Annotated in this window: 26 protein-coding genes; 19 read left to right on the top strand and 7 right to left on the bottom strand. The window is 41.6% G+C overall.

Features of this window, described 5'->3' with window-relative positions:
* Positions 1–67 precede the first annotated feature (67 nt).
* The gene (locus ACT3TH_RS03530) at positions 68–664 is read left to right on the top strand and encodes a GNAT family N-acetyltransferase (protein ID WP_444754475.1); all 597 of its coding nucleotides are present in this window, start codon (positions 68–70) and stop codon (positions 662–664) included.
* Positions 665–828: 164 nt separating this feature from the next.
* Here ACT3TH_RS03530 and ACT3TH_RS03525 read toward each other — a convergent pair whose 3' ends face one another.
* Positions 829–1,050 (bottom strand): hypothetical protein, encoded by a 222-nt coding sequence (locus ACT3TH_RS03525; RefSeq protein ID WP_444754474.1) that lies wholly within the window; start codon positions 1,048–1,050, stop codon positions 829–831.
* Positions 1,051–1,347: 297 nt separating this feature from the next.
* Here ACT3TH_RS03525 and ACT3TH_RS03520 point away from each other — a divergent pair, with 297 nt between their 5' ends.
* Both ACT3TH_RS03520 and ACT3TH_RS03515 read left to right on the top strand, forming a co-directional pair.
* On the top strand, positions 1,348–1,716 hold the full coding sequence (locus ACT3TH_RS03520; RefSeq protein ID WP_444754473.1) for a hypothetical protein: 369 nt from the start codon (positions 1,348–1,350) through the stop codon (positions 1,714–1,716).
* A 56-nt stretch (positions 1,717–1,772) separates the two neighbouring features.
* The gene (locus ACT3TH_RS03515; RefSeq protein ID WP_444754472.1) at positions 1,773–2,825 is read left to right on the top strand and encodes an XAC2610-related protein; all 1,053 of its coding nucleotides are present in this window, start codon (positions 1,773–1,775) and stop codon (positions 2,823–2,825) included.
* 33 nt (positions 2,826–2,858) lie between these two features.
* Here the strand turns inward: ACT3TH_RS03515 and ACT3TH_RS03510 are convergent, their stop codons facing one another.
* On the bottom strand, positions 2,859–3,311 hold the full coding sequence (locus tag ACT3TH_RS03510) for a threonine/serine exporter family protein (protein ID WP_444754471.1): 453 nt from the start codon (positions 3,309–3,311) through the stop codon (positions 2,859–2,861).
* Position 3,312: 1 nt separating this feature from the next.
* Positions 3,313–4,101 (bottom strand): threonine/serine ThrE exporter family protein, encoded by a 789-nt coding sequence (locus ACT3TH_RS03505; protein WP_444754470.1) that lies wholly within the window; start codon positions 4,099–4,101, stop codon positions 3,313–3,315.
* 189 nt (positions 4,102–4,290) lie between these two features.
* Here ACT3TH_RS03505 and ACT3TH_RS03500 point away from each other — a divergent pair, with 189 nt between their 5' ends.
* From ACT3TH_RS03500 to ACT3TH_RS03490, 3 genes are all read left to right on the top strand, one after another.
* Positions 4,291–5,016, top strand: coding sequence for a hypothetical protein (locus ACT3TH_RS03500; RefSeq protein ID WP_444754469.1), 726 nt, complete (start codon positions 4,291–4,293; stop codon positions 5,014–5,016).
* A 40-nt stretch (positions 5,017–5,056) separates the two neighbouring features.
* Positions 5,057–5,338 carry a DUF503 domain-containing protein gene (locus ACT3TH_RS03495; protein ID WP_444754468.1) on the top strand — a complete coding sequence of 94 codons (282 nt, stop codon included), beginning with the start codon at positions 5,057–5,059 and terminating at the stop codon, positions 5,336–5,338.
* 372 nt (positions 5,339–5,710) lie between these two features.
* Complete coding sequence (locus ACT3TH_RS03490) at positions 5,711–6,172, top strand: DUF2846 domain-containing protein (protein WP_444754467.1); 462 nt, start codon at positions 5,711–5,713, stop codon at positions 6,170–6,172.
* A gap of 116 nt (positions 6,173–6,288) precedes the next feature.
* Here the strand turns inward: ACT3TH_RS03490 and ACT3TH_RS03485 are convergent, their stop codons facing one another.
* Both ACT3TH_RS03485 and ACT3TH_RS03480 read right to left on the bottom strand, forming a co-directional pair.
* Positions 6,289–6,795, bottom strand: coding sequence for a hypothetical protein (locus ACT3TH_RS03485; RefSeq protein WP_444754466.1), 507 nt, complete (start codon positions 6,793–6,795; stop codon positions 6,289–6,291).
* 94 nt (positions 6,796–6,889) lie between these two features.
* Positions 6,890–7,345: a hypothetical protein gene (locus ACT3TH_RS03480; protein ID WP_444754465.1), complete on the bottom strand. Its 456-nt coding sequence runs from the start codon at positions 7,343–7,345 to the stop codon at positions 6,890–6,892.
* Positions 7,346–7,549: 204 nt separating this feature from the next.
* Between ACT3TH_RS03480 and ACT3TH_RS03475 the strand changes: the two genes are divergently transcribed.
* A complete protein-coding gene (locus ACT3TH_RS03475) occupies positions 7,550–8,179 on the top strand; it encodes a LysE family translocator (protein ID WP_444754464.1) in 630 nt (209 codons plus the stop codon).
* Positions 8,180–8,269: 90 nt separating this feature from the next.
* Positions 8,270–8,743, top strand: a complete 474-nt coding sequence (locus tag ACT3TH_RS03470; RefSeq protein ID WP_444754463.1) for a hypothetical protein — start codon at positions 8,270–8,272, stop codon at positions 8,741–8,743.
* Between the two features lie 99 nt (positions 8,744–8,842).
* On the opposite strand, the gene ACT3TH_RS03465 is transcribed toward ACT3TH_RS03470, so the two are convergent.
* Positions 8,843–9,310, bottom strand: coding sequence for a DUF6584 family protein (locus tag ACT3TH_RS03465; RefSeq protein WP_444754462.1), 468 nt, complete (start codon positions 9,308–9,310; stop codon positions 8,843–8,845).
* Between the two features lie 108 nt (positions 9,311–9,418).
* A complete protein-coding gene (uvrA, locus tag ACT3TH_RS03460; RefSeq protein ID WP_444754461.1) occupies positions 9,419–12,322 on the bottom strand; it encodes an excinuclease ABC subunit UvrA in 2,904 nt (967 codons plus the stop codon).
* A 558-nt stretch (positions 12,323–12,880) separates the two neighbouring features.
* Here uvrA and ACT3TH_RS03455 point away from each other — a divergent pair.
* From ACT3TH_RS03455 to ACT3TH_RS03405, 11 genes are all read left to right on the top strand, one after another.
* Complete coding sequence (locus ACT3TH_RS03455) at positions 12,881–14,245, top strand: MFS transporter (protein ID WP_444754460.1); 1,365 nt, start codon at positions 12,881–12,883, stop codon at positions 14,243–14,245.
* A gap of 98 nt (positions 14,246–14,343) precedes the next feature.
* Complete coding sequence (ssb, locus tag ACT3TH_RS03450) at positions 14,344–14,961, top strand: single-stranded DNA-binding protein (RefSeq protein WP_444754459.1); 618 nt, start codon at positions 14,344–14,346, stop codon at positions 14,959–14,961.
* 657 nt (positions 14,962–15,618) lie between these two features.
* Entirely contained in the window at positions 15,619–16,269 is a 651-nt protein-coding gene (locus ACT3TH_RS03445; protein WP_444754458.1) for a hypothetical protein, read from the top strand.
* Positions 16,270–16,360: 91 nt separating this feature from the next.
* A complete protein-coding gene (locus tag ACT3TH_RS03440; protein ID WP_444754457.1) occupies positions 16,361–16,879 on the top strand; it encodes a BLUF domain-containing protein in 519 nt (172 codons plus the stop codon).
* A 51-nt stretch (positions 16,880–16,930) separates the two neighbouring features.
* On the top strand, positions 16,931–17,368 hold the full coding sequence (locus ACT3TH_RS03435) for a BLUF domain-containing protein (RefSeq protein WP_444754456.1): 438 nt from the start codon (positions 16,931–16,933) through the stop codon (positions 17,366–17,368).
* 547 nt (positions 17,369–17,915) lie between these two features.
* Positions 17,916–18,239: an H-NS histone family protein gene (locus ACT3TH_RS03430; protein ID WP_444754455.1), complete on the top strand. Its 324-nt coding sequence runs from the start codon at positions 17,916–17,918 to the stop codon at positions 18,237–18,239.
* A 250-nt stretch (positions 18,240–18,489) separates the two neighbouring features.
* Entirely contained in the window at positions 18,490–19,314 is an 825-nt protein-coding gene (gene gspN, locus ACT3TH_RS03425; RefSeq protein WP_444754454.1) for a type II secretion system protein N, read from the top strand.
* Entirely contained in the window at positions 19,315–20,211 is an 897-nt protein-coding gene (locus tag ACT3TH_RS03420) for a type II secretion system protein N (protein ID WP_444754453.1), read from the top strand.
* Positions 20,212–20,353: 142 nt separating this feature from the next.
* Positions 20,354–22,606 carry a type II secretion system secretin GspD gene (gspD, locus tag ACT3TH_RS03415; RefSeq protein ID WP_444754452.1) on the top strand — a complete coding sequence of 751 codons (2,253 nt, stop codon included), beginning with the start codon at positions 20,354–20,356 and terminating at the stop codon, positions 22,604–22,606.
* Positions 22,607–23,286: 680 nt separating this feature from the next.
* Positions 23,287–24,273, top strand: coding sequence for a TatD family hydrolase (locus tag ACT3TH_RS03410; protein WP_444754451.1), 987 nt, complete (start codon positions 23,287–23,289; stop codon positions 24,271–24,273).
* A 71-nt stretch (positions 24,274–24,344) separates the two neighbouring features.
* Positions 24,345–25,235: a tRNA threonylcarbamoyladenosine dehydratase gene (locus ACT3TH_RS03405; RefSeq protein WP_444754450.1), complete on the top strand. Its 891-nt coding sequence runs from the start codon at positions 24,345–24,347 to the stop codon at positions 25,233–25,235.
* The last annotated feature ends 5 nt before the right edge of the window (positions 25,236–25,240 follow it).

The raw sequence follows: 25,240 nt of genomic DNA, 5'->3' as shown, positions 1-25,240 counted from the left end.
TCCCAGTCTCGCTGGCTCTCTTTTATATTAGCCTAACTATAAGTCAATAAAAAAGGAAAATTACAATATGAATAAGGATGCTGTGTTTTTACGCCAAGCAGAAGCAGGTGACATCGGCGCACTTGAAGTCTTACTCAATCGCTGTTATCGGCAGACAGAAGGCTGGACCAATGAGGCGGATTTAATTGGCGGTATCCGAATTACCCCCAATGAGCTGACAAACACCATCGCCAATCCGAACCATTATCTGTTTGTGTATCCAAAAACGACGACAGGTGAGCGTGACGCGGAAGAGACAGGTGAGATGCTTGGCTGTATCGCAGTCGATATAAAAGTCGATGCTGATGCGAACAAAAGCGCTTATATTGGCATGTTTGCCGTCCATCCTGAGCTACAAGGGCAGGGCGTTGGTCATCAAATATTGCAAGCAGCAGAGACATTTGCTACAAGGCATCTGCAATCAAGTGCACAAGATGCTCAAACAAAACCCGCTCGCCTGACCATGTCAATTTTAAGTCATCGTCCTGAATTACTCGCTTACTATCAGCGCCGTGGTTATGAATTAAATGGTAATAAAATGCCATTTCCAAACGATGGCAATAATGGCGAACCTAAGCGTCAAGACTTAGAGCTATTAGAATTAGAGAAAATCGTTAGCGAGTAGAGCTTATCGTTGATCTACTATAAAATAAATACAATGGCCTGTTACTGCACTACTGAGATATATTTTCCGCAGCCTCTGGCAGCCTCTGGCAGCAACGGCACAGCAAGCAAGTAAAAATTATCTTAGTTGGACATTGTAATGTTCTTGTTTTATGCAAGACTGACCTATCTTGATTGACCCCAAAAATGACCAAAAGTCATAAATAGCCCGATGCTTAGCAAAATAAATGCCACAACAATTAGGCGCTTAAACCAGTTAAACGCAGGCAAGCGCGTGGCATTGTCATCAGACATTAGGTATGCAAAAAAGAACAGCAAACTTGCCGCAAGCGTCATGATTCCAAGACCAATCGGTAATATAAAAAGGTATACCTGCCACACAGTCATCTCTCAACAGTCATTATTAAGCGCATCATAGCAGTAACAGGATTGCGCTGTCAGTATAGTCACTCTACTATCAAAGTGTTACGACGTTAACCCTGTCTGAAGTATGACATATACATCTGTACTCGGTTGCCTTGTACCACTTTCAAATTGAATCGACTATACGAGTAGTTTTTAAACCTGTCCTCAAACTAAAAAACGGCCAAGGCTGCAATCCAAATAAATAGCATGAAATTAAGTTGGGTTCGGAGCATTAATTATATATAGTTCAGGTAACTTTATAACCATAGTGAAAGTGACGTGAAGCAGGTAAAAAAACTGAGCGTGATAGCGTTATTGATTCCACTATTTAGCGCCTGTTCGAGTCCGCCTTCTGAAAGCATCGTTGAGGGTCTAATTGAAGATCAATATGAACAAGGCGATCAGATAGTGAGTGATGCCGTGGCAAGTGCAGGCAATGATAAAACAGCAATAACCATGAGCAATATGATGGAACGCATGATGCCAAAGCTTGAACGCATCGAAAATATCAATTGTGATACTACAGAAGGCTGGAATACTTATGTGTGTACGGCTGATATCACACAGACGATTGCCGGTACTAGCCGAATCGATAAGACCCGCTTCAAATTGTCTAAAGTAAATGGTGAATGGGCATTAGATAATTAAAAATATACTCAGGTGGGCTGTTGCTTTTCTGTTTTCTCATACTGTTAAGGATGTATATGACTATCCCTTTTATCCCTAAAAAATTATTCAAGTTATCTACTTTACCAGTCACATTTCTGTTTTTACCGTGCTTAATCTGTCCTGCCGTTGCTCAAACATATCAAATTCAAGATTTCTCGGATGATTATGATGCCGTTATCAAGACCGTAAACGATGAAGACAGTGAGGCAAATAGTGTCATCAATATTATAGATATCAAGACCAAGAAAGTTCTTATTAGTCAGCCTGCTGACATCAATATAGATTATGAACTAGATAATGGTGAAGAACATCAGCTGGGTAAAAACATCAGCGCCAATATTGTCAGTATCCCGTATGGGGAACATAGCGTATTGATTTATAAGGATTTTAACTTTGATGGGCAAAAAGACTTGGCATTGAAAGATGGACGCAACGGCTGCTACGGTGGGCCTTCTTATCAGGTATATTTAAAGAAAGGCGCTAAATTCGCTCATAGCGAAGCATTTACCGAATTGGCACAAGGTTATTGCGGATTTTTTGGCGTTGATGAAGACAGCCAAACCTTGAGCACTATGACTAAAAGTGGGGCAGCATGGCATCAGTTTTCTGAGTATAAAGTGATTGATAATAAGCCCGTAGCTGTCCATATTATCGAAGAAGAGTATAACGCTAGAGGGTTGGTTTCTATCACTGAAAAAACAAAAGTGAATGGCAAGATGTTGGTAGGTAACTATGAAATGCTACCACCGAATGATGGTTCAAATGAAGATGAAGTATCTCCTTATGTTTACAGGTTTGATTTGGAAAACGGTAAAAAAATGGTGCTAGACAGTACTGACGGCGAACAGCTGTTTTATGTGTTTGCAAACAAACGCGGTAGAGTTGAGCTGTTTTATGATGGTCGTTTTGACTATGATGTGTCGACGCAAACGCTTAGTTTTATCAATAAGCCAGTGCGCTATCAAATCAACCAAAAAGGCATCGCGGTAAAACTGTCCAATAAAACCACTTTGTTAAAATCGCAGCCCAAAAGCGAGCATGGCAGTTTGGACAATCTTGCTCAGTTTAAGAATGTAAGGGCTAGATAAGAGTAATCGGACAGATAATAGCTTGCCTGTGATCTAAACGATCGCACGACGTCTATAAAATAACAGTCCCGGAATGGATAAGCCAAGTACCAAGGCAGACGTTACAAACAAAGCTTCAAAAAAATACACCATCATTTGATTAAATAACTCGTCTGAATAGCCAAAATAACCAATCTGTACCATACTGACCATGGCCTTATAAGCGGCAATACCCGGCATCATACAAATGACACTTGGCGAGATCAGCGCTTTGGGTGGTAGGGTATATTTTTTAGAAAAATACACACCTAAAAAGCTGGCGAGCATCGCCCCAAAAAAGCTAGCAACCACAATATGCACGTGCTGATAGACAAGCCCTGTTTTTAATCCAAATCCCAAAGCGGTCATAAGCAAACAAGGCAAAATATACCGTTTGGGTACGGTAAACATCAGGGTCCAACCAAGGGTAATGATGCAAGCCAGCACCACGGTTTCTATGAACCACATGTCAAAACCCCCAATGCTGTATTCTAAGTAACACAAGTGCCATTACGATGCCCACGCAAGCTGACAAAGTCAACATATAGGTAAAAACAGCCCGTCCAATACCAATATTGACATAACCTTTTAAGATGTCTGAGAAAGAGTTGATCAAAGGAAAGCTTGGCACCAATAGGAGCACGCTAGAGGCAACCGCAATATCTGCATTATTTCCAATATCAAAATAATATGTCGTCGCGCCAATCAATGAGGCGATAAAAGCTGTGGCAATGACTGCAATAAAGGGATTGAAATGGTGCTTGGACAAATAAATACGCGTCAGCATCGCCACCATACCAGCGGTAAAAGTCACGGCAGTAATCGACCAACTCCCGCCATTGAGATAAGCGAAGGCAGCACAAGACGCGCCTACAAATATGCTCACCAACCACGGTAGGTAAACCGCTCTATCCAATTCATCAAAAGCTTGCGTGGTGAGTTTTGTCAGCTCGTCACTATCGGTAGTAGCTTCAGTTTTATTGACAATTTGCTGGATTTGTACCAATAAATTGACATTGATGCTCTGATTGATCGTGTCTCTAGTGGTCGTAATACAGCGCTCATCACAGATGGTGGTCAAGGTAAGCGCATTAAAATTGAGCGAACACTCCACACTGTTCATCCCTAACGCAATGCCTAAGCGCTTGGACAAGTCCACCACAACGGCAGACTCAGCACCATACTGCATAAGGAGTAAGCCGCAGCGCACGCACAGTCTGGTAATGCGCTGCTGCTGGACGTAACTGATAGAAGTCATGGGAGAGATACGCAAGTTGGCGAGTGAGACGCTATTATAAAGGGTCTGGGCGATGATAGGGGATGGTTTGAATAAGGTAATCGCATAACTTGAGATATTTATTTAGGTAAGGTGCGTATATTATGTTTCTTAGATTTTAATTTATTCAGGTCTTTAATGTTGATTAAAAAACTAAGCAAATTGATTGCTATGGTAATGATTTTTACGCTCGTTACCTCCTGTAGCGATGTATTTTCTGCAAATTATATTGGTGATTTAGGTGGTGTTCCCGTTGATCTACCCAAAAATCTCATACATTTGGTTGAGTATAACGGCGACCCTGCATGGGGCAAAAAACGAGAAGGTGCAAAGCCCACGCGTAGCTATGACTCAAAGATTAATAGCTTTGGCTTTGATGTGCGTTATACCGATAACACCATACTTGATAAAAGCAGTAAGGAGATTAAACGGGCTTATGATGAACAAAAAAATTTAGGGAATAGTCCTTGGATTTCAGTCAGTGTCTCTTCTGGAGATAGATACCATGGGGTAGGCGCCACTCACCGTATCGGTGATGGGACAATTAGTGCAAGTGACGTAAACCCTGTTTATCGGTATGCAAAGCTTGATAAAGAACAATATGGATTGGAAGTTTACGCATCGCCTGGTATAGACCCGAAGACTAATGAACCGTGGCGCGAAGACAGTAATGCAGAGGATGTGTTTATTCAACGAGATGAAATAGGACAAATCATAACTTACATAAGGTGTAGTAATAGAGATGTGCCAAGCCCACCTTGTAGTCACAAATTCGATCTAGAGCCACAGATGGGTTTATATGTCAATGTACAGTATTCTCGTTATAATCTTGAGGATTGGCAGCAGATTGAGCAAGTGGTCAGACAACAGATTTTAAACTTTCGTAAGACGTCGTAATTTTTGCTATCAAACTTAACTTAGGAGTATGGAGAATAGGATGTATATCGCTATCTTAACGCTCACCTTTACTTTACCCGGATGTAGCTCGTTAAAAGAAAAGCGCCAACGGATGGGCGGCTTACATGAGCGCTTCGGTCGTAGTCCAAGTGTGGCAGTGTGTGAAAGCGGTGAGCGTGATCGGCATGACGCTAGTGAATGGACGTTTGTGATCGTTGGACTGTCCAAACGTGAGGTTGAGTCACAGTGTCGTGAGATTGAAGAGAAGATAGAACGTATTGTGGATGCGCGGGTGATGGATGTTGAGCGGGAGTTTATTTAGGCTGAGGCTTTTATAGAAAACTAATACCTAATCTGCCATTTTAATCACGTCCAAGTTATGCTCCGTGACCATGATGTGACTACGTTTGATCTATTGGCATCACTTGATGCCTAATAAAAAATAGATTTCCAAAATAATATAAGAAAATATCGATAAATTATGTTGAGTTATGTAGAAATAATCTGTATTGTACCGTAACAAAATTTATACATTATAGTTCAAGTAAAGAGATCGTATCAGACGTTTATAGCTTATAAATCAAGCGTCAAGCTAATAATGAGTTATGTAGTCTAAGATTTGATTTCTCTATGATAAACCGCAATGGCATTAAAATTTTGTCAGTTAGGTCAACTTTATTATTAGAGAAATATTATGCTAAAAAAAATCGCTTTTTTAACCATGACTTCAGTCCTATTTGCCGGTTGCGCTTCTATTCCTACAGAACAAGCGCAAGTATCTGATGTATTAAAGCAGGTTCAACCGCCTGCGAACGATAAAGCAGGACTATATATTTATCGTTCTAACAGTGTCGTGGGCGGCACTCTGAAGAAAGATGTTTGGATTGATGATGAATGTGTTGGTGAGACGGCGCGTGGAACATTTTTTCACCAAGAAGTGCAAGGAAATATGACGCATAAAGTTTCTACTGAGTCTGAGTTTTCTCCAAATGATTTGATGGTAAATACAACAGCCGGTCAAAACTATTTTATCAAGCAGTACATTAAACCGGGTGTGTTTGTAGGCGGAGCTGGACTGAAATTGGTTTCAGAAGCTGAAGGTAAAGAAGCGATATCAGAGCTTAAGCTGGGCGTAAAAGGTAAGTGTAGCAAATAATAAGGTTCATTCTAGTATAAGCTAAGCATGATAAACACTTATTAACGCATCAAAAAAAGCATCAGCAATTAAGCTGATGCTTTTTTAATGGTTCAGAACAAAGGGGCTTTTTAATTTTACTGACTATTATTGTTAATCCACTCAGTAATATAAGGCAACTGATTCTCCAAATCTTGTTTTAAGTGAGGCGCACTACTATTTATCCACGTTTCATCACACCAATCACAGCTACTGTATAAATTGCCAAGCCAACAAGGGTAGTATGCAACGATATCAGGTAAATTTCTTGGAGCGTTCATAAAACCACACTCAATATTGTTAATCACTCTACAGATATCTACAGGAGTGACTTCATCATTTAAATATCTTTTGATTAAGTTGATCAGATATTTAGCTGCTAAGATTTCTGCACTCAATGATTGTGGTAAAAAATCTGGTTCCGTAGTTACAGTCAGTCTGAAAAGAATATCTTCAAAATGATGTTTGGGCGCATAAAAAATTTCAAACACTTCTTCAGGAATGTTGTCGTGATTTTTAACGAATGTATCAGCCCATTGAATAATTGACTCTATGTCTGTTTTGTCATACCAACACTGTACTAATATTTCTTGATGAGATTTCATGGTATCACTCAGAATATGATGCTTTAGTATTAAATTTCTAGTCAAACCTACTTAAGTCATTTAACCTAAATGTTCAACAGGGTCCTCTGGTTTTTCACAATCCTTCTTGTTTAAATTTATCGTATGTATCAGAAAGTCTTCGTAAATCATTTTTTGATTCTTTATTTAGAGTATCGTAGATATCATCTCTTAATATCTCATAAGCCCTAATAAAAGCAAGTGTATTCTCATGAGTAAAGGGCTGTCTCATATCATGGTTGGTAAATGAGTTAACAGTGTTTAATAGCGCACCAAGATGGTAAGGATTATATTTTAAAGCTTGCAAGAAATAAATCAGTCCTGTTTCATCTTCTTCATATTCAGTATGACATGGAGCGGGTCCTGCAACTATAAATCCTTTTAAATTTAAAGCATCAGCGATCTCAAGATCGGTTGCTCGATTATCGGCAATAACTTCATTCAAAATAGCGAAAGCCGTCCCCAAATCTTCTAGCTTAAATTGATAAATGATATATTCAGCCTGACTGATTTTTTCTTCTATTGTCGTCATGCCTTGGTCTCGTTTTGCACTGTTTGAAGTATTGAATATAGTTAATACCAAAACATTATATTGAGCTTTCTATCTAATCGATTTTCGAGTTTACGTCTATACGCACTCTGAGCTTAAAAATATTCTAAAACAATAATACCGAACTAGAAATTTGTTTATTCATTCGATTATACTTAAGGATTAATAGATATATAAAGGACTGTCATGACCATCACCACTATCCAGCTATTTACCTTCATCATTGCTGTATTCATATTTATCATGACGCCGGGTCCTGGTGTATTTGCCACTATTGCTAAAGCCATGACACAAGGTTCTTGGGCGGCTCTGCCTTTAATCATTGGCCTTGCCGCAGGGGATACTATTTATATGGTTTTCTCAGCTTATGGATTGAGTGCATTGGCAAGCAATTTCAATACATTGTTTACTGTAGTTAAGTTTGCAGGTGCAGGTTATTTATTCTACTTGGCTTATAAAATGTGGACGACTGTGCCAAGTGAGATTATCGCTGGAAATGTAGCATTGAAAAGTAAGAACGAGGGATTGAAAAGTGTAATGTCAGGCTTTTTGGTGTCCATTAGCAATCCAAAAGTTATATTATTCTATATAAGCTTGTTACCGAGCTTTTTTCCAGTAACCAGTCTGACAGGGGTAGATATTACGATTCTGTGTCTGGTGATTTTTAGCTGCGCCATTATTGCTATGATGACGTATGCCTTTATGGCGAGTTACGCTCAAAAACGCCTGAAAAGCCCCAAAGCTCGTCAGAAATTTAACCGAGTAGGGTCCTCATTTATGGGGTTGGCTGGCACATGGTTGATAGCGAAGGGTTAAATTTACCATATAACATTGGGTAAAGTATGACGCCGAGCAGTTGTGTTCACGCATAAATGCTTGCAATCTATTTCTCATTACGGTAACGCCATGAATAAACAACGGTTTCAAGAAAATGAGGAGAATAGACTGCCTATTAGCACGCCTACCAAAGATGATCCTACGCTAGTTTGCTGCCCAAAATGTCGATCTAAAGCCGTTGTTACCTTATACAATGATGAGGCTCGATTGAGTTGTCCAAGTTGTGGCTACAACCAAGCAAAATTAGCTGAGCAGAGAACCTTCTATTGGGGCGCGGAAAATCCAACGGATAGTTATTTTGGCGCAAATTTATGGTTGCAAACCGATTGTGCAGGTCAGAGCTTGTGGGCATTCAACAAGCGTCATTTAGAATATTTGGAAGACTTCGTATCAGCCAAACATAGGCAACGTAATCCAAATATAGATACTTGGGTGAATAGTTCATTAGCTAGTCGTTTGCCAAAATGGCTTAAAGCTGCCAAAAATCGCGAGCAGGTTTTAAAGGCAATTGCAGTTTTGAAAAATAAGTATGATGATGAGTAGATTGGTATTGGGATGCAATACTTGACGAGATAATTTTGCGTAATATTGAATTGTTGGATTTTCTTCGTCAATCTAACCTACGAGCTAAAATTGATAAATCTATCTTCTCTTTGATTGAGAGAGTTGACTATAACTCTTATCTTTTTTAAATTTTGATTCAAAATGGTAATACCAATTCCACATAAATTTGGGTAGAAAACCGTTTTCAGATTTCACCTCATTCATCATGATGAATAATTCAACTTTAACATCATAGTCTATGCGAACAGGTGATTTTGTACCTTCAGCTATTAAGTCTTTTAAAATATTTATCTTATTATTTCCAAAATACTTAAAGTAAACGGATAGTATTTCTTTATCCTGTTTAGATAGATTTTCTTTATAGAAAATATACTTTCCAGCCTGACGAAAATCATTCTTTTCAATATACAAGTTGGCAAGGTTTTCACACAGAACAGGATGTCCGTAACGAAGTCGCATATATCCTTTTAAATTGTTAATAGCAGTATCTATATCATTATTGTAGATAATTTTGTTAATACCATTTGTCAGCTCAGCTTCAGTCACATGAAAACTCCTTTATTATATAGTGTTGAATAATCGATATTATTCTAAAGCACAAAAAAAGGCCACTCCTTAAAGAGTAGCCTTTTATCAATTTCTCACCAACTTTTATTAGCTTACGTCTTTCATGCCTTGCTCAAGCATTGGCTTTAAGAACTCACCCGTATATGAGCCTTTCACTTCTGCCACTTCCTCAGGTGTACCTTCAGCGATAATCATGCCGCCGCCTTTACCGCCTTCAGGACCAAGATCGATTACCCAGTCCGCCGTTTTGATCACGTCCAAGTTATGCTCGATGACCACGATGGTATTGCCTTTATCACGTAAAGTATGAAGGATATGCAGCAACTTATAAATATCGTGGAAATGTAAGCCAGTCGTTGGCTCATCCAAGATATAGAGCGTCTGTCCCGTATCACGTTTGGCAAGCTCACGCGCCAGTTTGACACGCTGCGCTTCACCGCCTGATAGCGTCGGTGCAGACTGACCCAAGCGAATATAACCAAGACCCACATCCATCAACGCTTGCAGACGACGATAAATCGCTGGAATCGCTGAGAAGAACTCAGTGGCATCTTCTACTGTCATATCAAGCACATCGGCAATGCTTTTGCCTTTGTAGTGAATCTCCAAGGTTTCGCGGTTATAACGCTTACCTTCGCAGGTATCACACGGCACGTACATATCTGGCAAGAAATGCATCTCAACTTTGATGAGACCATCGCCTTGACACATCTCACAGCGTCCGCCTTTGACGTTGAAGCTAAAGCGACCAGGCTTATAACCACGAGCGCGCGCTTCTTGCGTTTGCGCAAACATTTCACGGACAGGGGTAAACACGCCTGTGTAGGTGGCTGGGTTTGAACGCGGCGTACGACCAATCGGACTTTGATCAATATCGACCATTTTATCCAAATGCTCAAGACCACTGATGCTATCGTGCTTGTCCGCGATCAGCGTTGAGGCATTATTTAACTGCGTGGCTGCCAATGGCATAAGCGTACGGTTGATAAGGGTCGATTTACCTGAGCCAGACACGCCCGTGATACAGGTCATGATACCAACTGGTATTGTCAGATCGACATCATGTAAGTTATTACCAGATGCGCCTTTTAGCTCAATATTCATCGGTACTTTTTTGGCTTTGGCCTTACCTTTGACGTCCATATCGATGGTTTTGGCTTGATGACGAACCGTTGGAATCTCAATCTGTCTCTTACCAGACATATATTGTCCAGTGAGCGATTCTTTATTTGCCATGATGTCGTCGATGGTGCCTTGCGCGATAACGTGACCACCGTGTACGCCAGCACCGATACCGATGTCAATGACATGATCCGCTTGGCGAATAGCGTCTTCATCATGCTCAACGACGAGTACGGTATTGCCCAAGTCACGCAGACGCGTTAAGGTTTTTAGCAAGCGATCGTTGTCGCGCTGATGCAGACCGATGGACGGCTCATCAAGCACATACATGACGCCCATGAGACCGGCACCAATTTGACTGGCAAGACGAATGCGCTGGGCTTCGCCGCCGGACAAGGTTTCGGCAGAGCGGGCAAGCGACAAATAATCAAGACCAACACTCACAAGGAAGTTTAAACGCTCATTGATCTCTTTAAAGATTTTTTCAGCGACTTCACCTTTATGACCGCTAATTTTAAGCGTTTTATAATAGTCAGCCGCATCACCGATAGACAACTTAACGATTTCGGCAATGGTCTGATCATCGACGCGCACGTTGCGCGAGATTTCGTTAAGACGTGCGCCATCACAGACATTACAGGTGGTATCCGCCAAATACTTGGCCAGCTCATCACGTACCAGATTGCTTTGTGTTTTGGCATAACGGCGCTCTAAATAAGGCAATACACCTTCAAACGGCACAGTCTTATTGGTTTTGCGGCCACGCTCATCAGTAAAGTTAAAGGTCAGTTTTTCTTTACCAGAGCCGTGCATCAAAATGTCTTGCTGTGCTTTTGGCAGATCGTGCCATGGCGCATCCATGTCAATCTTAAAATGGTTGCATACGGTTGAGAGCAAACCAAAATAGTAGGCGTGACGCTTATCCCAACCATTAATCGCGCCTTGATTGAGCGATTTTTCATGATGAGTAATGAGCTTTTCAGCAGCGAAATACTGACGTTTACCCAAACCATCACAGCTTGGACACGCGCCGTATGGGTTGTTAAAACTGAACATACGCGGTTCAAGCTCAGGCACAGCGCGATCACAGACTGGGCACGAGTGCTTTGATGACATGACCTGATTGTCGTCACCGCCTTTTGGATTGCCATCCATAAAATGCAACGTCACAATTCCTTGACCCAAACGCAGGGCTGTCTCCAAACTTTCAGCGACGCGGTTCCCTAAGTCGTCACGAACTTTGAAGCGGTCGACCACGACTTCGATGGTGTGCTTTTTCTTTTTATCGAGTGTTGGTAGCTCATCGGTATCATAAACATCACCATCAACACGCACACGTACAAAGCCTTGACCAATCAGTTGCTCAAGCAAGACGGTATGCTCGCCTTTACGCTCACGAATCACAGGCGCTAAAATCATTATCTTGGTATCAGCAGGCAGTGCCATGACTTGATCGACCATTTCAGTGACCGATTGTGCAACCATTGGCTCGCCGTGTTCAGGACAATATGGCGTACCGATACGCGCATAGAGCAGACGCAGATAGTCATAAATCTCAGTAATTGTTCCAACCGTTGAGCGCGGGTTATGGTTGGTGGATTTTTGCTCGATGGCAATCGCCGGGGACAGACCTTCGATACTATCAACGTCAGGTTTTTCCATCTGTGAGAGGAACTGACGCGCATAAGCTGACAAGCTCTCGACATAGCGACGTTGTCCTTCAGCATAAAGGGTATCGAATGCCAATGAGGATTTGCCTGAGCCAGATAGGCCAGTAATCACCACGAACTTGTCGCGGGGAATGTCTAAGTCGATATTTTTTAAATTGTGGGTGCGAGCACCACGTATTGCGATATGGTCATGTGCCATCGGTTATAGGTTTCCTATTTGCTAAAATTTTATTTAAAAGAATGACTAAAATTTAAAAAAGGTAAATTGAGATGTGTTAAGTGATTTATCGAAAGCGTGGATAATGATTTACGTGTTTTAATTTTTATTTTACTAAGCGAATCTAAATCAAATAAGCGTTAAGTTACAGGTATCGTCTGTTATAGATTTGGTCAGATACTGTCATTTTATCGAGGCATTTGTCACAAATCTTATTGGGCAATAATATTTAAGACGCCTTACTTTATTGTCATGATGGGCGCATTATTCAAGGTACGATGTGGTATCAGATGCACTTGGTAACAAATTAGTGCGGTATAGTTATGGGAGAGCGCAGGTGTGGGTTAGGATGTCGCAAAAAGACAAAAGTTTCGGCAACATGATGGCGAATGTCTTATACTAGGGGGCCTGATTTTACGGCCGATGCCTTGATAGAGCTGTAATGGTCAATTGAGGCGCAGTTGTGATAAACGACCATAGGTTTGTAATAGTCAAAATGTAGTAGCGATAAACCAGCAATGATCAATCAGTGAGGCAAGTATGAATAGCGTAGAAAGGCGAGCAATCCTCGGGGTCGGTGGTATTTTTGCCTTGCGAATGATTGGCTTGTTTATGATTGTGCCTGTGTTTTCTGTTTATGGTAACGATTATGCGCATGCCACACCATTTTTGATTGGTTTAGCAGTGGGTATTTATGGGTTAGGGCAGGCCATCTTTCAGATACCAATGAGCCTCGCTGCTGATAAGTTCCCGCGTAAACCCATTATCTTTTTGGGTTTAATCTTATTTGCCGTGGGCGGTATCATCGCTGCCAATGCAACAGACATTTATGAAGTCATTATTGGTCGTGCGCTGGCAGGCAGTGGCGCGGTATCTGCGGTGCTCATGGCGTTATTGGCAGATGTGACGCGTGAAGAGATGCGCACCAAAGCGATGGCGACAATGGGATTAACTATTGCAACCTCCATTATGCTCGCTTTTGCTTTTGGCCCCTTACTGGTAGGTTCGCTCGGTATCTCAGGACTGTTTTGGTTGACCGCGGGCTTTGCGGTTTTGGCAATGGTATTGCTATTGATGGTGCCCACACCGCTACGAGTGCTTAAGCACAATTTAGATAACAAATCGATCGGTGAGCAGTTAGCGACCGTACTCAAAATAGGCGATTTGAATCGTTTGCACATCGGTATTTTTGCTCTGCATCTTACCATGACGGCGATATTTGTCATTTTGCCGCATCAGCTGAGTGAGGTAATGGGTTTATCTGTGCGTCAGCAAGGCATGGTGTACTTGCCACTTTTATTCATTGGCTTTGCCATCGCGATTCCTTTTATCATCATCGCTGAGAAAAAACGTAAAATGCGCCAAGTCTTCTTAGGCGCGCTGGCATTAATGACGGTTTCTTTGGTATTACTTGCGCTTGGCAGTCAGGTCGGTGTGGGCATTATCTTAGGTTTGTTGTTGTACTTTATGGGTTTTAACTTGCTGGAGGCCACGATTCCTTCATGGATATCCAAGCGTGCGCCTGTTGCTAATAAAGCGACAGCGATGGGCTTAAATTCCTCCAGTCAGTTTTTGGGTGCTTTTGTTGGCGGTGCAATGGGCGGGCTATTACTTAGTCAGTCCAATCTGCTGGCATGGGGCATATTGGCAGTCATTATGGGCGCAGCCTTGCTTCTTATTATTCCTATTGCCCAGCCTCCCTACTTATCGAGTACGACAGTCACTATTCCCAAAAACATCAATATCCAAGACTGGTCACGTCAAATACTGGCGGTAGATGGGGTTGATGAATTGGTGGTTATGGCAAAAGAGCAGGTTGCTTATTTAAAGTTAGACAAGACACGATTAACAGATGATTCACGACAAGCGCTGTCGCATTTGGCACAGCGCCCCCTAGATATTTAAACAAAAATTGGTTAAAGTAAAATCGTATTGTTGATAGTATGCATTATTGCTATCAGATAACGATTCATCAGATTATTCATAAGAAGAAGGACGACACCATGCGCGGAGTTAATAAAGTTATCATCATCGGTAACCTTGGAGCAGACCCTGAGGCACGTCAATTCAATAATGGCGGTAGCGTAACCAATATCTCGGTTGCGACATCAGAGCAGTGGACAGACAAACAAAGTGGTGAAAAAAGAGAAGCGACGGAATGGCATCGTATCTCATTATTCAATCGTTTGGGCGAGATTGCAGCCCAATATCTGCGTAAAGGCAGCAAAGTCTATATCGAAGGCAGTTTGCGTACACGTAAATATCAAGATCAAAGCGGCCAAGATCGTTATATCACTGAGATTCGTGCTGAGCAAATGCAAATGTTAGATGGCCAAACTGGCGGCCAAGACAGCAGTAACTTTGGTGGTCAAAACCAAGGGCAAGGCGGTTATGGCAATCAAGGTGGCCAAAACAACTTTGGTCAGCAGTCTAACAATCAGCAAAGTGGCTACAATCAAGCTGGAGGCGCTGCTGCTCAAGGCATGGTACAAGGCAATAACCAAAACAGCTTCAGCAATTCTCAAAGCGCTCCCGCTCAGCAAAACCAATTCAATCAACCGACACAGCAAAAGCCTACTGCCATGCCAGATGGTCCCGTAGACGACGATATCCCGTTCTAAATCATATACTTGAAACCAATTATAAAAATAACTAACCCCCGTAATTACGGGGGTTAGTTATTTTTAGAGAGTGAAAAAACATAAAAACTCTGCTACGGCAGAGTTTTTTAATGCCTATTGATAAGTAATATAAAATATTATCTTTAAAATTTTTTATGCAATTGCATTAAATAAATAGTTTAGATAAAGACAGTATATATAAAATTCATTCTAAAATTGGTTAAAAATAAAACGTTTGTTTGTTTTTATTTCGACGATTACTGCTAATTGCTACTTGTTCCTCACAAATAATTATCAAACTATTTAGAAAAAGCAAAATATTAATAAATAGTAAGTTTTATAAGTAATCTAATAACGATTTATAAATGTCATACGATACATCTTGTCTTAAATTTTATAAAAACTACCTTCATACCCTATATCAACCGCCTGTTCTATTGGTTTCAATTAGTACTAGGCGTCTATTTAAAGTGGTTGATATACTCCATTCAAATCAAAAGTCCAAATGATATTAAAGATTGGAATTTCCGCTAAAGTCATTTTTGATGGTCAAAAAAGTTAGAGTTTGGTCGTTCATTGGCCTTAAACATAAAAATTCATTTGGTCGGCAGCTCATAGTGAAGGTGCCCACCTTACTGTTATTGCTAGGTACAAAAAATGAATTATGACGATGTATTTCAAAAAAGCGATTTAGGTAGAGAAGAAGTAAAATCACAAACTCAGGGTATATTGCCGCGAGAAGCAAGAACGTTACTCATTATGATTGATGGTAAACGAGATTATCGAAGTTACCTTGATACGCTTGACCAAAGCAAAATGTTTGCTGGTTTTGGTGGCATAACGCCAATTTTAGAGCTTCTGTTAGAGCTTGAGTACATTGAAGTTGTCGCTGAGACCAAGACGACTTCTGCCGCTTTTAGTTCTCAACCAGTGCCTTCTCAACAAGCGACCTCTCAAATGATTGATCCTCAAGCAGCGCCACCCGCTCTTGATGTCAATATTGAGAAAGAGTTTGATCGTACATTCAATGATAGGCAGACGAGCAAAATAGTAGAAATTGGTAAAAGCTCAATAGGGAATATTTTTAAAGGCAAAAGATCCTATAACGATTATGAAACGATCAAATCAGATTTGGCTACTTTTATCGAAAAAAATGCACCTCCTGTAGAGGCGTGGGGGTATTTGCTCATGCTAGAACAATGTGAAAATAGCCAACATTTATTAAGGTTAGTAAAAGAAATACAGAGTACCAGTAATGGAGATCTGGCGCGTGGAATGACTGTGTTTATTAAGAAAATCCAACACTAATATCCATACTATTGATGCAGTAATTACTGGGTTATAAAAAAGAGCTGAACGGTCGTGTTTGGACAATCTCACAAACTAAATGGAGTGTTTTATGGAATCAGTTGAGCTTTCAGAATTAAATCGTCACAGAATGCTGCATGGAGAGCATATTATTGTGCGTCTGACCTATATCAGTCGTTATAACGATAATAACCCCAATGGCGAAGTGACTCGTATCCTTGCGCAAGCTCAAGAAAACAACGAGCGTAATGGCATTACTGGTGCATTGGTGTTTAACCATAATTACTTTTTACAAAGTATTGAAGGAGCAAGACCTGTCATTAATGAATTGCTCAGAAAGCTGGTCCAAGACGATCGGCATTATGCATTACAAATTATCGAATGCCGTGAAGTTGAGATGCGTCACTGGAATAAGTGGTCAATGAAGTATCTAATTCCAAGTGATGAAAACAAGGGCTTGGCGCTTAAGTTTTCAACAGGCTCTCAGTTCAATCCTTATCTAATGAGTACCAATCAAATTATAATGTTGATTGAGACATTATCAGAACTTCAAGAGAGGGAAGTAGTTACTGCCTCTAATAAGAAGAAATCTTGGTTTTCTATTGGTTAATTGGCGTTTATAAAAACTATCAAGCCCCAGACACTTTTATAAGAGATAAATATGAAACCAATGACTTCAGATGCACATATTTTAATGAGCATGACATACGCTAGCCGCGCCAATCCAAACGTATCTGCTAAAGACTTCAACGAAATCTTGCAACAAGCACAAGTAAATAATGCGGTTAACGGTATTACTGGCATGCTGACATTTAATAAAGACTACTTTTTGCAAACGGTAGAAGGTCCAAGAGCGCAAATTAACCATCTGCTTTATAGTTTGATTGGCGATCAGCGACATCATGATTTACAGATTATTGAAACTCGGGAATTAACCCACAGAGCATGGCCTGAATGGTCAATGAACTATGCTTCACCGACTGAAAAAAATGCTGCTATTTACTTAAAGTATTCCACCACGATCGATTTTAATCCGTACTTACTGAGTGCCAAGTCAGCCCAAAACTTGATGACTGAGCTTAGTAATCAACGTGACTAAAATGAGAAAGTTTTTTACTGAAAAGCATACTATTTATAAAATAGTATGGGCGCTGTGTAGATAAAAGTAAGTATCACCTTATAATGATTTCAATGCTTAATATCTATATTTAAAAAAATGATGACCATTTGATTTTTAGAAGTCTGTACATAAAGCAACAGACTTCTTTTATTTGAATTTTTAAATCGTTATTTTTATCAATAGATATAAATTATTTTTATAAATAAATGTTTGTAGATGATGTTTTTTTTGACATTAAAAAATAAATAATACGTCATAAAATCGATCAATAAATATAATTTTTACTTATTCGGTTTTAATGTCTACTAACTACTTATAAAAAAATAATAATCTACTATTGATTTATCATAAATTTTTGTTTATATTATACGTACTTATAAAAACTATGACTAATGATTTTTAGTCATTTGAAAGTGCCATTGATTCATAATTTTATTCAATGACAAATGAGTAAATAACACTAGTACTTAATAGTTAATAATATATCTATTGAGGTTATATCTCTTATATTACAATTGGATTTACCATGAGCAAAAATAACGCAATCGACTTAGACAGTTTGAACGTAGATGAGCTACGCGCCATCACTGAAAACGCCCAGCAACTTATTGCTAAAAAACAACATCAGCGTTTGTATGATGCTTATATGCAGTTTGAACAAATTTCAGAAGACAGTAATGCAACTATCGAAGAGATTTTGAAAGCTGGCGAAAAGCTTGAGAAAAAGCGCAGTATCAAGTATCGCAATACCGATAACAACGAAGAAACGTGGACAGGCCGTGGTCGCAAACCTACTTGGTTGGTTGAAGCATTAAATGCAGGTCATGATATTGAAGATTTCGCTATCTAAATAAGCCTTTTTCAATCATGCAAAGAACAAACGCTACTTTATTTGTAAGGTCTACGTATAACGCTTTATATAATTAATAATCTTTATTGCAGCCAGACCTAGTGCTTATAAGTACTTATAACAGTAGACGGAAGCCAGTATCTTTATTGCCAGTATTTTGGTAAAAAGATACTGGCTTTTTTTCTGTCATCTGTATGCCATTGTTTGTTATGATAATGACGTTTTTGTCTCATAGAAGAGTTATGCAACTGTGCCCCAACTATCTGCATCGTCTCATAAACACCCTCGCAAGCTATGGTGGCTGGTTGGGCTCATATTATTTGCATTATTTGCCGTATTGCAAATGCCAGCGGCATGGCTAGTGGAGAAGTATGCCCCTGATACGCCCTATGTGCAGCATGTGTCTGGCAATCTATGGCAAGGTTCAGTCATTTGGCAGATGCCATCTTCAGCGACGCCCCTTACAGGCACAGCAGAGTGGTCGTGGGAACCGTGGCATTTATTTTTGGGTAAGCTTGGTGCAGATGTTGATATCCAGTCAGAACAAACTCGGTTAAATGGCCAAGTCAAAATAGGCAGCGACTCTTGGCAAGTGGCCAATATGAGCGGTAAGATTGCCCCTGAGACTTTGGCCAGTGTGGTCGATTGGAAATTGCCCAGCACACCGATTCAAGTCAACAACGTTTCACTCAAACGTCAGTCTGGTTCAGATACTACGGATAATGACTCAAGCAAAGATTCGTCTGGGTTCAGCCAAGCGGATGGTCAATTGACGTGGGTTGGCGGCGAAGTCGGCTATCCTAGTGGCGGTAAGGTGTTTTATATCACGATGCCAGCCATGCGCGCTGAACTCAGTGCAGAACAGAAAAACAATAAAAATCTTTTGCATGTCAATTTGCTCAATAATCAAGATAAGCGTCTAGGCGACTTGTATCTCGATGGCGATAACATGTTGGATGTCAGTTTGACCCAGCGTTTATTAGAAAATATGCCTGAATACAAAGGGCAAGCGCCCCAAGATACACCCGTTGTCAGTGTGCGTCAGCCGCTGCTCGCTGGGCTGGGGACGCGTTAGATGATAAACATCTCTACAAGTCTAAAACCTGTGCTTGATGTACTCAATCGCTTCTCAGGTTGGTTGTTATTATTGGCCATGGTTTGGTTGTGCTGGACAGCGGCGCGATTACTGTGGTTATTATTGGCGGCGCCATTAGCACCTGCATTGCCATTAGCACCTCTGCAAAACACCACTACCTCTAGTAATGATTCTAGTAGCTTATTCGCTATTTTTGCTGATCCTGATCCGGTGGTCGCCGCTGTTCAGCCGCCACCCAATATCGGTTTGAAAGGTGTGCTATTGGCCATACCAGAGAGCCTGTCTTCAGCCATGCTAGATGTCAACGGTGAAGTAAAAAATTATCGCATTGGCGATCGTTTAAAAGACAGCGACTATACGCTTGTCGCGGTTGATTGGAATGCTATTATCATCGCTGATGCCCGTGATAAACAAACAGTAATTAGAATGCCAGAAGCCATGCCATTAGATCAAAGCGATATGATAGCGAATGGCGTTAGCAATCAGCGTTTACCGGACAACAACATGCTGCCTAGCGCTCCTCAAACGGCCCCGAACCCCAATCCTGAATCAACCGAGACTAGTGGTGAGAGCAGTCCGCAATCCGCTATCGAAGAAGCTGTCACAGCGTTACAAGAAAACCCAGCCAGTTACCTCAGCAGAATGGGTGTTATGGCCTCAGGTGAGAGCTATCAGGTGACGGCAGCAATGCCAGCTAAACTGCGTAACCGATTGGGACTTGAACCAGGTGATCAGGTGCTAACAGTAAATGGTCAAAGCGTCGGCAACAATCCTGCACAGGATGCAGGTGTGCTACAACAGGTACAGCAATCAGGCGAGGCACAAATAGAAGTGCGACGCGGCGAGCAAGTCATTACCATTCGTCAGCAATTTTAGACAGATTACATAGGCTAGAAAATTTATTTAAAATAAGTAAGACTTTGGCTGGTGTTACGGTAAGCCATGCGCTCACCGAATACTCTTAGAACATCATAAACCCAGTACATCCTAAGCGACATCACTGTAGGTAATCATCAATATGGTAAGTTCTCATAATTTTTCAGTTACGCCTTTGCACCATATTTTGCAGCGTTTGATGCGACTGTGTCGTCCTCTTTGCCTTGCAGTGCCATTGTGGGCTGCTGGTACAGGTCTTGCTAATGCTGAGAGCTGGAAGGTCAACTTACAAGATGCCGATATCAAAGCTTTTATTAATGAAGTGGCCACCATCACTGATCAAAACTTTGTCCTTGATCCCCGTATCAGTGGTAATGTGACGGTGATCTCTAATAAAGCCTTGTCCCGTGATGAGATTTATCAGCTGTTCTTGAGTGTGATGCAAGTAAACGGGGTAGCGGCGATCAATTCAGGAACGACTATTAAGCTAGTACCAGACAATGTCGCCAAGCAGTCCGGCGTGGCTGTAGATTTGCGCGGTAATAGTGTGGGTGAGACACTGGCTACCCGCGTGATTTATTTGACCAACACGCAAGCGGCAGAAGTGCTGGGTGTCATTCGCCCATTGATGCCACAATCGGCCCATGCCGCTGCTGTGCCGGGTGTCAACGCTTTGGTATTATCTGATCGCGCTGAGAGTCTCAACCAGTTGACAGAGCTGATTCGTGATTTGGACAGCAACGTTAACGACAGTTTGCGTGTAATACCACTACGTCATGTCGATGCCGAGCGCATGATGGACTTGATCAGCTCACTGGTAATGACGACAGGAGGCGGGCAAGCACAAGGCGGCAGCAGCAATCAGCTCAAGGTCATTGCCGATACGTCCAGTGATCGACTATTGGTTAAAGGCAGTCCTGAGATGATTGCCAAGGTCCAAGAGATGGTCAATCAGTTAGATACGACACCATCAAGGCGTTTGAGTGGTTTGCGCGTCTTTCGACTAAAATACGCCAGTGCTGGTCATATTGCGGAGATGCTACGTGGCTTGCTTGCCAATCAATCTATCAATAGTGCCAGCGCTGCCTCCTCGTTAGAATCCGCATCATTGAATGATACCAGTAGCACAGGCGCTGCTCTGACTAGTGAGACAACAGGTCTTAACACCAGTGCTGCGAATTCAATTGCGGCGAGTCCAAGTTCAAGTGGTGGGGGTGGATCTACTGTGGGTGGTCGTCCTTTTAGTATCATTGCAGATGAAACCCAAAATGCCGTCATCGTCAATGCGGCGCCTGAACTGATGTTTGAGATTGAAGAGGCGGTTAATCAGTTAGATAATCGCCGCGCGCAAGTCCTGATTCAAGCGGCTATTGTGGAAGTCTCAGGAGATGACGCAACCCAGCTCGGTGTACAATGGGCGCTTGGTAATGCCAATAGTGGCTATGGTGTGGTCAATTTTAATAATGTTGGCGCCAGTGCGACTTCGCTTGCAGCAGCTGCTTTGGCAGGTGGCGCGGGTATTAGTGCAGCAGCAGGCTCAATAGCGGGTGCTTTGATTGGTATTGGCGATAGCCGCAAAGACAGCCGAGGAAACACCGAGTTTTATGGCGCAATCTTACAAGCGCTGGATTCTTCTACCAGTGCCAATCTACTGTCTATGCCATCGATTTTGACATTGGATAATGAAAAAGCCAGCATTTTAGTGGGTCAAAACGTGCCGTTCGTGACGGGTTCCTTTACGACCAGTGGCAACAATTCAAACAATCCATTCCAAACCATCGACCGTCAAGACATTGGTATCAATCTTAATGTCATTCCGCACATTGGCGACAATGGCACAGTACGCTTAGAAGTCTCCCAAGAGGTTTCGTCAGTAGTACCAGGCAGTACGGGCAACGCGAGTGGCTTGATTACCAATAAGAGCCTTATCAATACAACGATTCTAGCCGATGATCAGCAGACCATTGCGCTCGGCGGCTTGATGCGTGACAATACCACCACGCGTCAACAAAAAGTGCCGGGTTTGGGTAGCGTGCCAGTCCTTGGTCGATTGTTTCGCTCGGACAATGACACGACCCAAAAAAGCAACCTGATCATATTTTTACAGCCAACCATTCTTCGTGATGGCGGTGCAGTCGCTAGCGTCACGGAACGTAAATTCAATCAGATGCGCGTCCTACAGTTGGTCATTGATAAAAACGGTACGATTAAGCAATTACCACTAAGCGGGACGGAAGGCTGGAACGGCAACGTCAGTGCAGATTATGAGTTGATGCCACTTAACCCGCTTGTGCCTAAACGTGATCAGACGCCAAAACCAAAAGCGGCGCCTCAAGGTTTCACTAAGGTAGACGCTCCAAGTAGTGGTATAACCACCTATCCCTTAAGTCGCTAGTGTCTTGAGCACTTGCTTTTTTCATAACACATTAATAAAGCGACATCATTCTATTATGTTGACCCTCCAATGTACGGTGTAAGCAGTAAATGCTATACCGTACATTAGCTTGCGTATTCATAACACAGATAAACACAGTAACTTTTGTATGTCCGTATACTAAATACTAGTTATAGAGTCGATTTATTTTAAAAATGACGTTATATTGAGAGTGTGGCTCTCATTTTAGAATAGTTTTTTAGATTGATTGTTTTAGACTGAGTGTTTTAAATTGCTAATAATAAATGTGCATGCTGTTAGACAAGAACAATAAATGTCGATAGAAACATAAGGGTAAAACTGGCAATGAATACTACTAAAATAAAAAAATGGTGTGTCTTGGGCGGGGTTGCAACAGCATTATTAATAATTCCCAGACGCAGTAGCCAACGGGGTGATACAAAAAACGCTACTAACTCTAACAATAAAATAGATCATGACAGTAACAACAATATTTCTACGATGAAAAAGATGAATAAATAGCAACTATATATTCATAGAAAGTTTCAAGATTTGCTTATTATAATATTTTTTATTTTTTGAGAAAAAGTCACAGACAAAATAAGTATAAATTTGAATGTTTATGTAAGATTATAATAAATAAAATAATTTACTAAAAATAATAACTTTGGAGTCTGTTTATGACCCATAACCATATATCTACAATGAATGAGCTGCAATTATCCAGCATCTATCCGCTGATTGACACTCACACACACTTTGATGCGCCAGTTTTTGATAACGATAGAGACGTGCAGGTGTATAACGCTTATGATCAGGGCGTGCGCCATCTGGTCTTAGTGGGGTATTTATACAAGCACTTTGAACGTATGTATGATACTGAGCGATCAATTAAGCACTTCCCACAATCTTCTACTACAGAAACTGATGGTCAGAGTGAGCCCCATATAAACGTTCATGTTGCGTTAGGTTTGCACCCTTTTTATATCGAAAAGCATACTGATAATCACCTCAGGGACATGGCAAATAAGTTGGCTGAGCAGCGCCCACTTGCCATTGGTGAGATCGGTTTGGATACCTTCACAGCAGCTATGAAAGCGCCAAACGTGGTTGCTAAGCAAGAGCGATTTTTTAAGGCGCAGCTGGACATGGCTGTGGCGCATCAACTGCCAGTCATGCTACACATTCGCAAGGCACATGCAGAAGTGCTAGCCATATTAAAAGCACATGAGTATGACGCCCATAAGCTTGGCGGCATTGCGCACAGTTTTAGTGGTGGTGTGCAAGAAGCAAAGGCATTCGTGAAACTCGGTTTTAAGCTTGGCATTACAGGGCAAGTGACCAACCCCAATGCCAAAAAACTGCGCCTAGCCATTCAAGCAGCGGTCAAAGAATATGGCATTGAGTGCTTGGTGATAGAGACGGACTGTCCAGATATGACGCCCATTATGTGTCAGACAAAAGAGGATGATCTATCAGTACTTGGTCAAGACTCAGATTACAAGTATGATGACGCCCCTATCCACGATAGAAATGTACCAGCCAATCTACCGTGGGTATTACTGAGTCTCAGTGAGTTACTTGGTGTACCGCCAGCTGTCCTTGCTGAGCAATTGTGGCATAACAGTTGCGCCGCTTTACAAACGTCATGGACTTATCCAGAATAACAGATAGGGTTACGAGTGACTCAAGTAAGCGCAACTAATATTATTCAAAATAAAAGAGCATATAATTGGTTATGAGTGAAACACGACAATTTGAGCAATCAATGACAGTACCCGTTGCTATCGAACCTTCTTTGGCGCCAGAAAACGTTGAGACCAATGAAGATAGTAATGAACAATATGAACGTCGGTTTCAGGGCACAAAAACGCTCTATGGCACGTCAGCAGTTGATACGTTTGCCGCAGCGCACGTTTATGTCATTGGCGTAGGGGGTGTTGGTACTTGGGCAGCAGAAGCGCTGGCTCGAACCGCAGTTGGGACGATCACTTTGATTGATTTGGATGTATTGGTCGCCTCTAATGTCAATCGACAACTGCCAGCGCTCGACAGTACCTTTGGTCAAAGTAAGATCGCAGCTATGGGGATGCGTATGCGTGAGATTAACCCCAAAATCACGCTGAATTTGGTAGATGATTTTTTGACAGTAGACAATGTCGAGACACTGTTGCCCAGCCGTCAAGAAGCAAAAGACGCCGCCGCTCAAGGCAAGCCTATTGTTATATTAGATTGTGTGGATGACATGAATGCTAAGCTGGCCATCGCGCTGCATTGTCGCTTTAATAAACTAAAGCTGGTTTGTGCTGGCGGGGCAGGTGGTAAGACTGATCCCAGTCAGATCAGAGTAAGTGATTTACGGGAGAGCTACCAAGACCCATTACTTGCAAAATTAAGAAACAAGTTGCGTCATGAAAAAGGGATCAACAGTGCGTTAAAAGAGAAGTTCGGCATCAAATGCGTTTATTCTACAGAGCCGCCTCGGGTAGATAAGAGCTGTCAAACGGGGGGATTACATTGCGGTGGTTATGGCTCAGCAGTGGTAGTGACATCAGTGGTAGCAATGATGATGGTAAGCGAAGCATTACAGTTGCTGATAAAACAGGCGGATACAAAATCTAGCGCCTGATATTA

This window comes from Psychrobacter sp. AOP22-C1-C5 (assembly GCF_052378885.1).
In the GTDB taxonomy this organism is placed as follows: Bacteria; Pseudomonadota; Gammaproteobacteria; order Pseudomonadales; family Moraxellaceae; genus Psychrobacter.
Note: the sequence above shows the minus strand (reverse complement) of the source record. Positions and strands in the feature narration are given on the sequence as shown.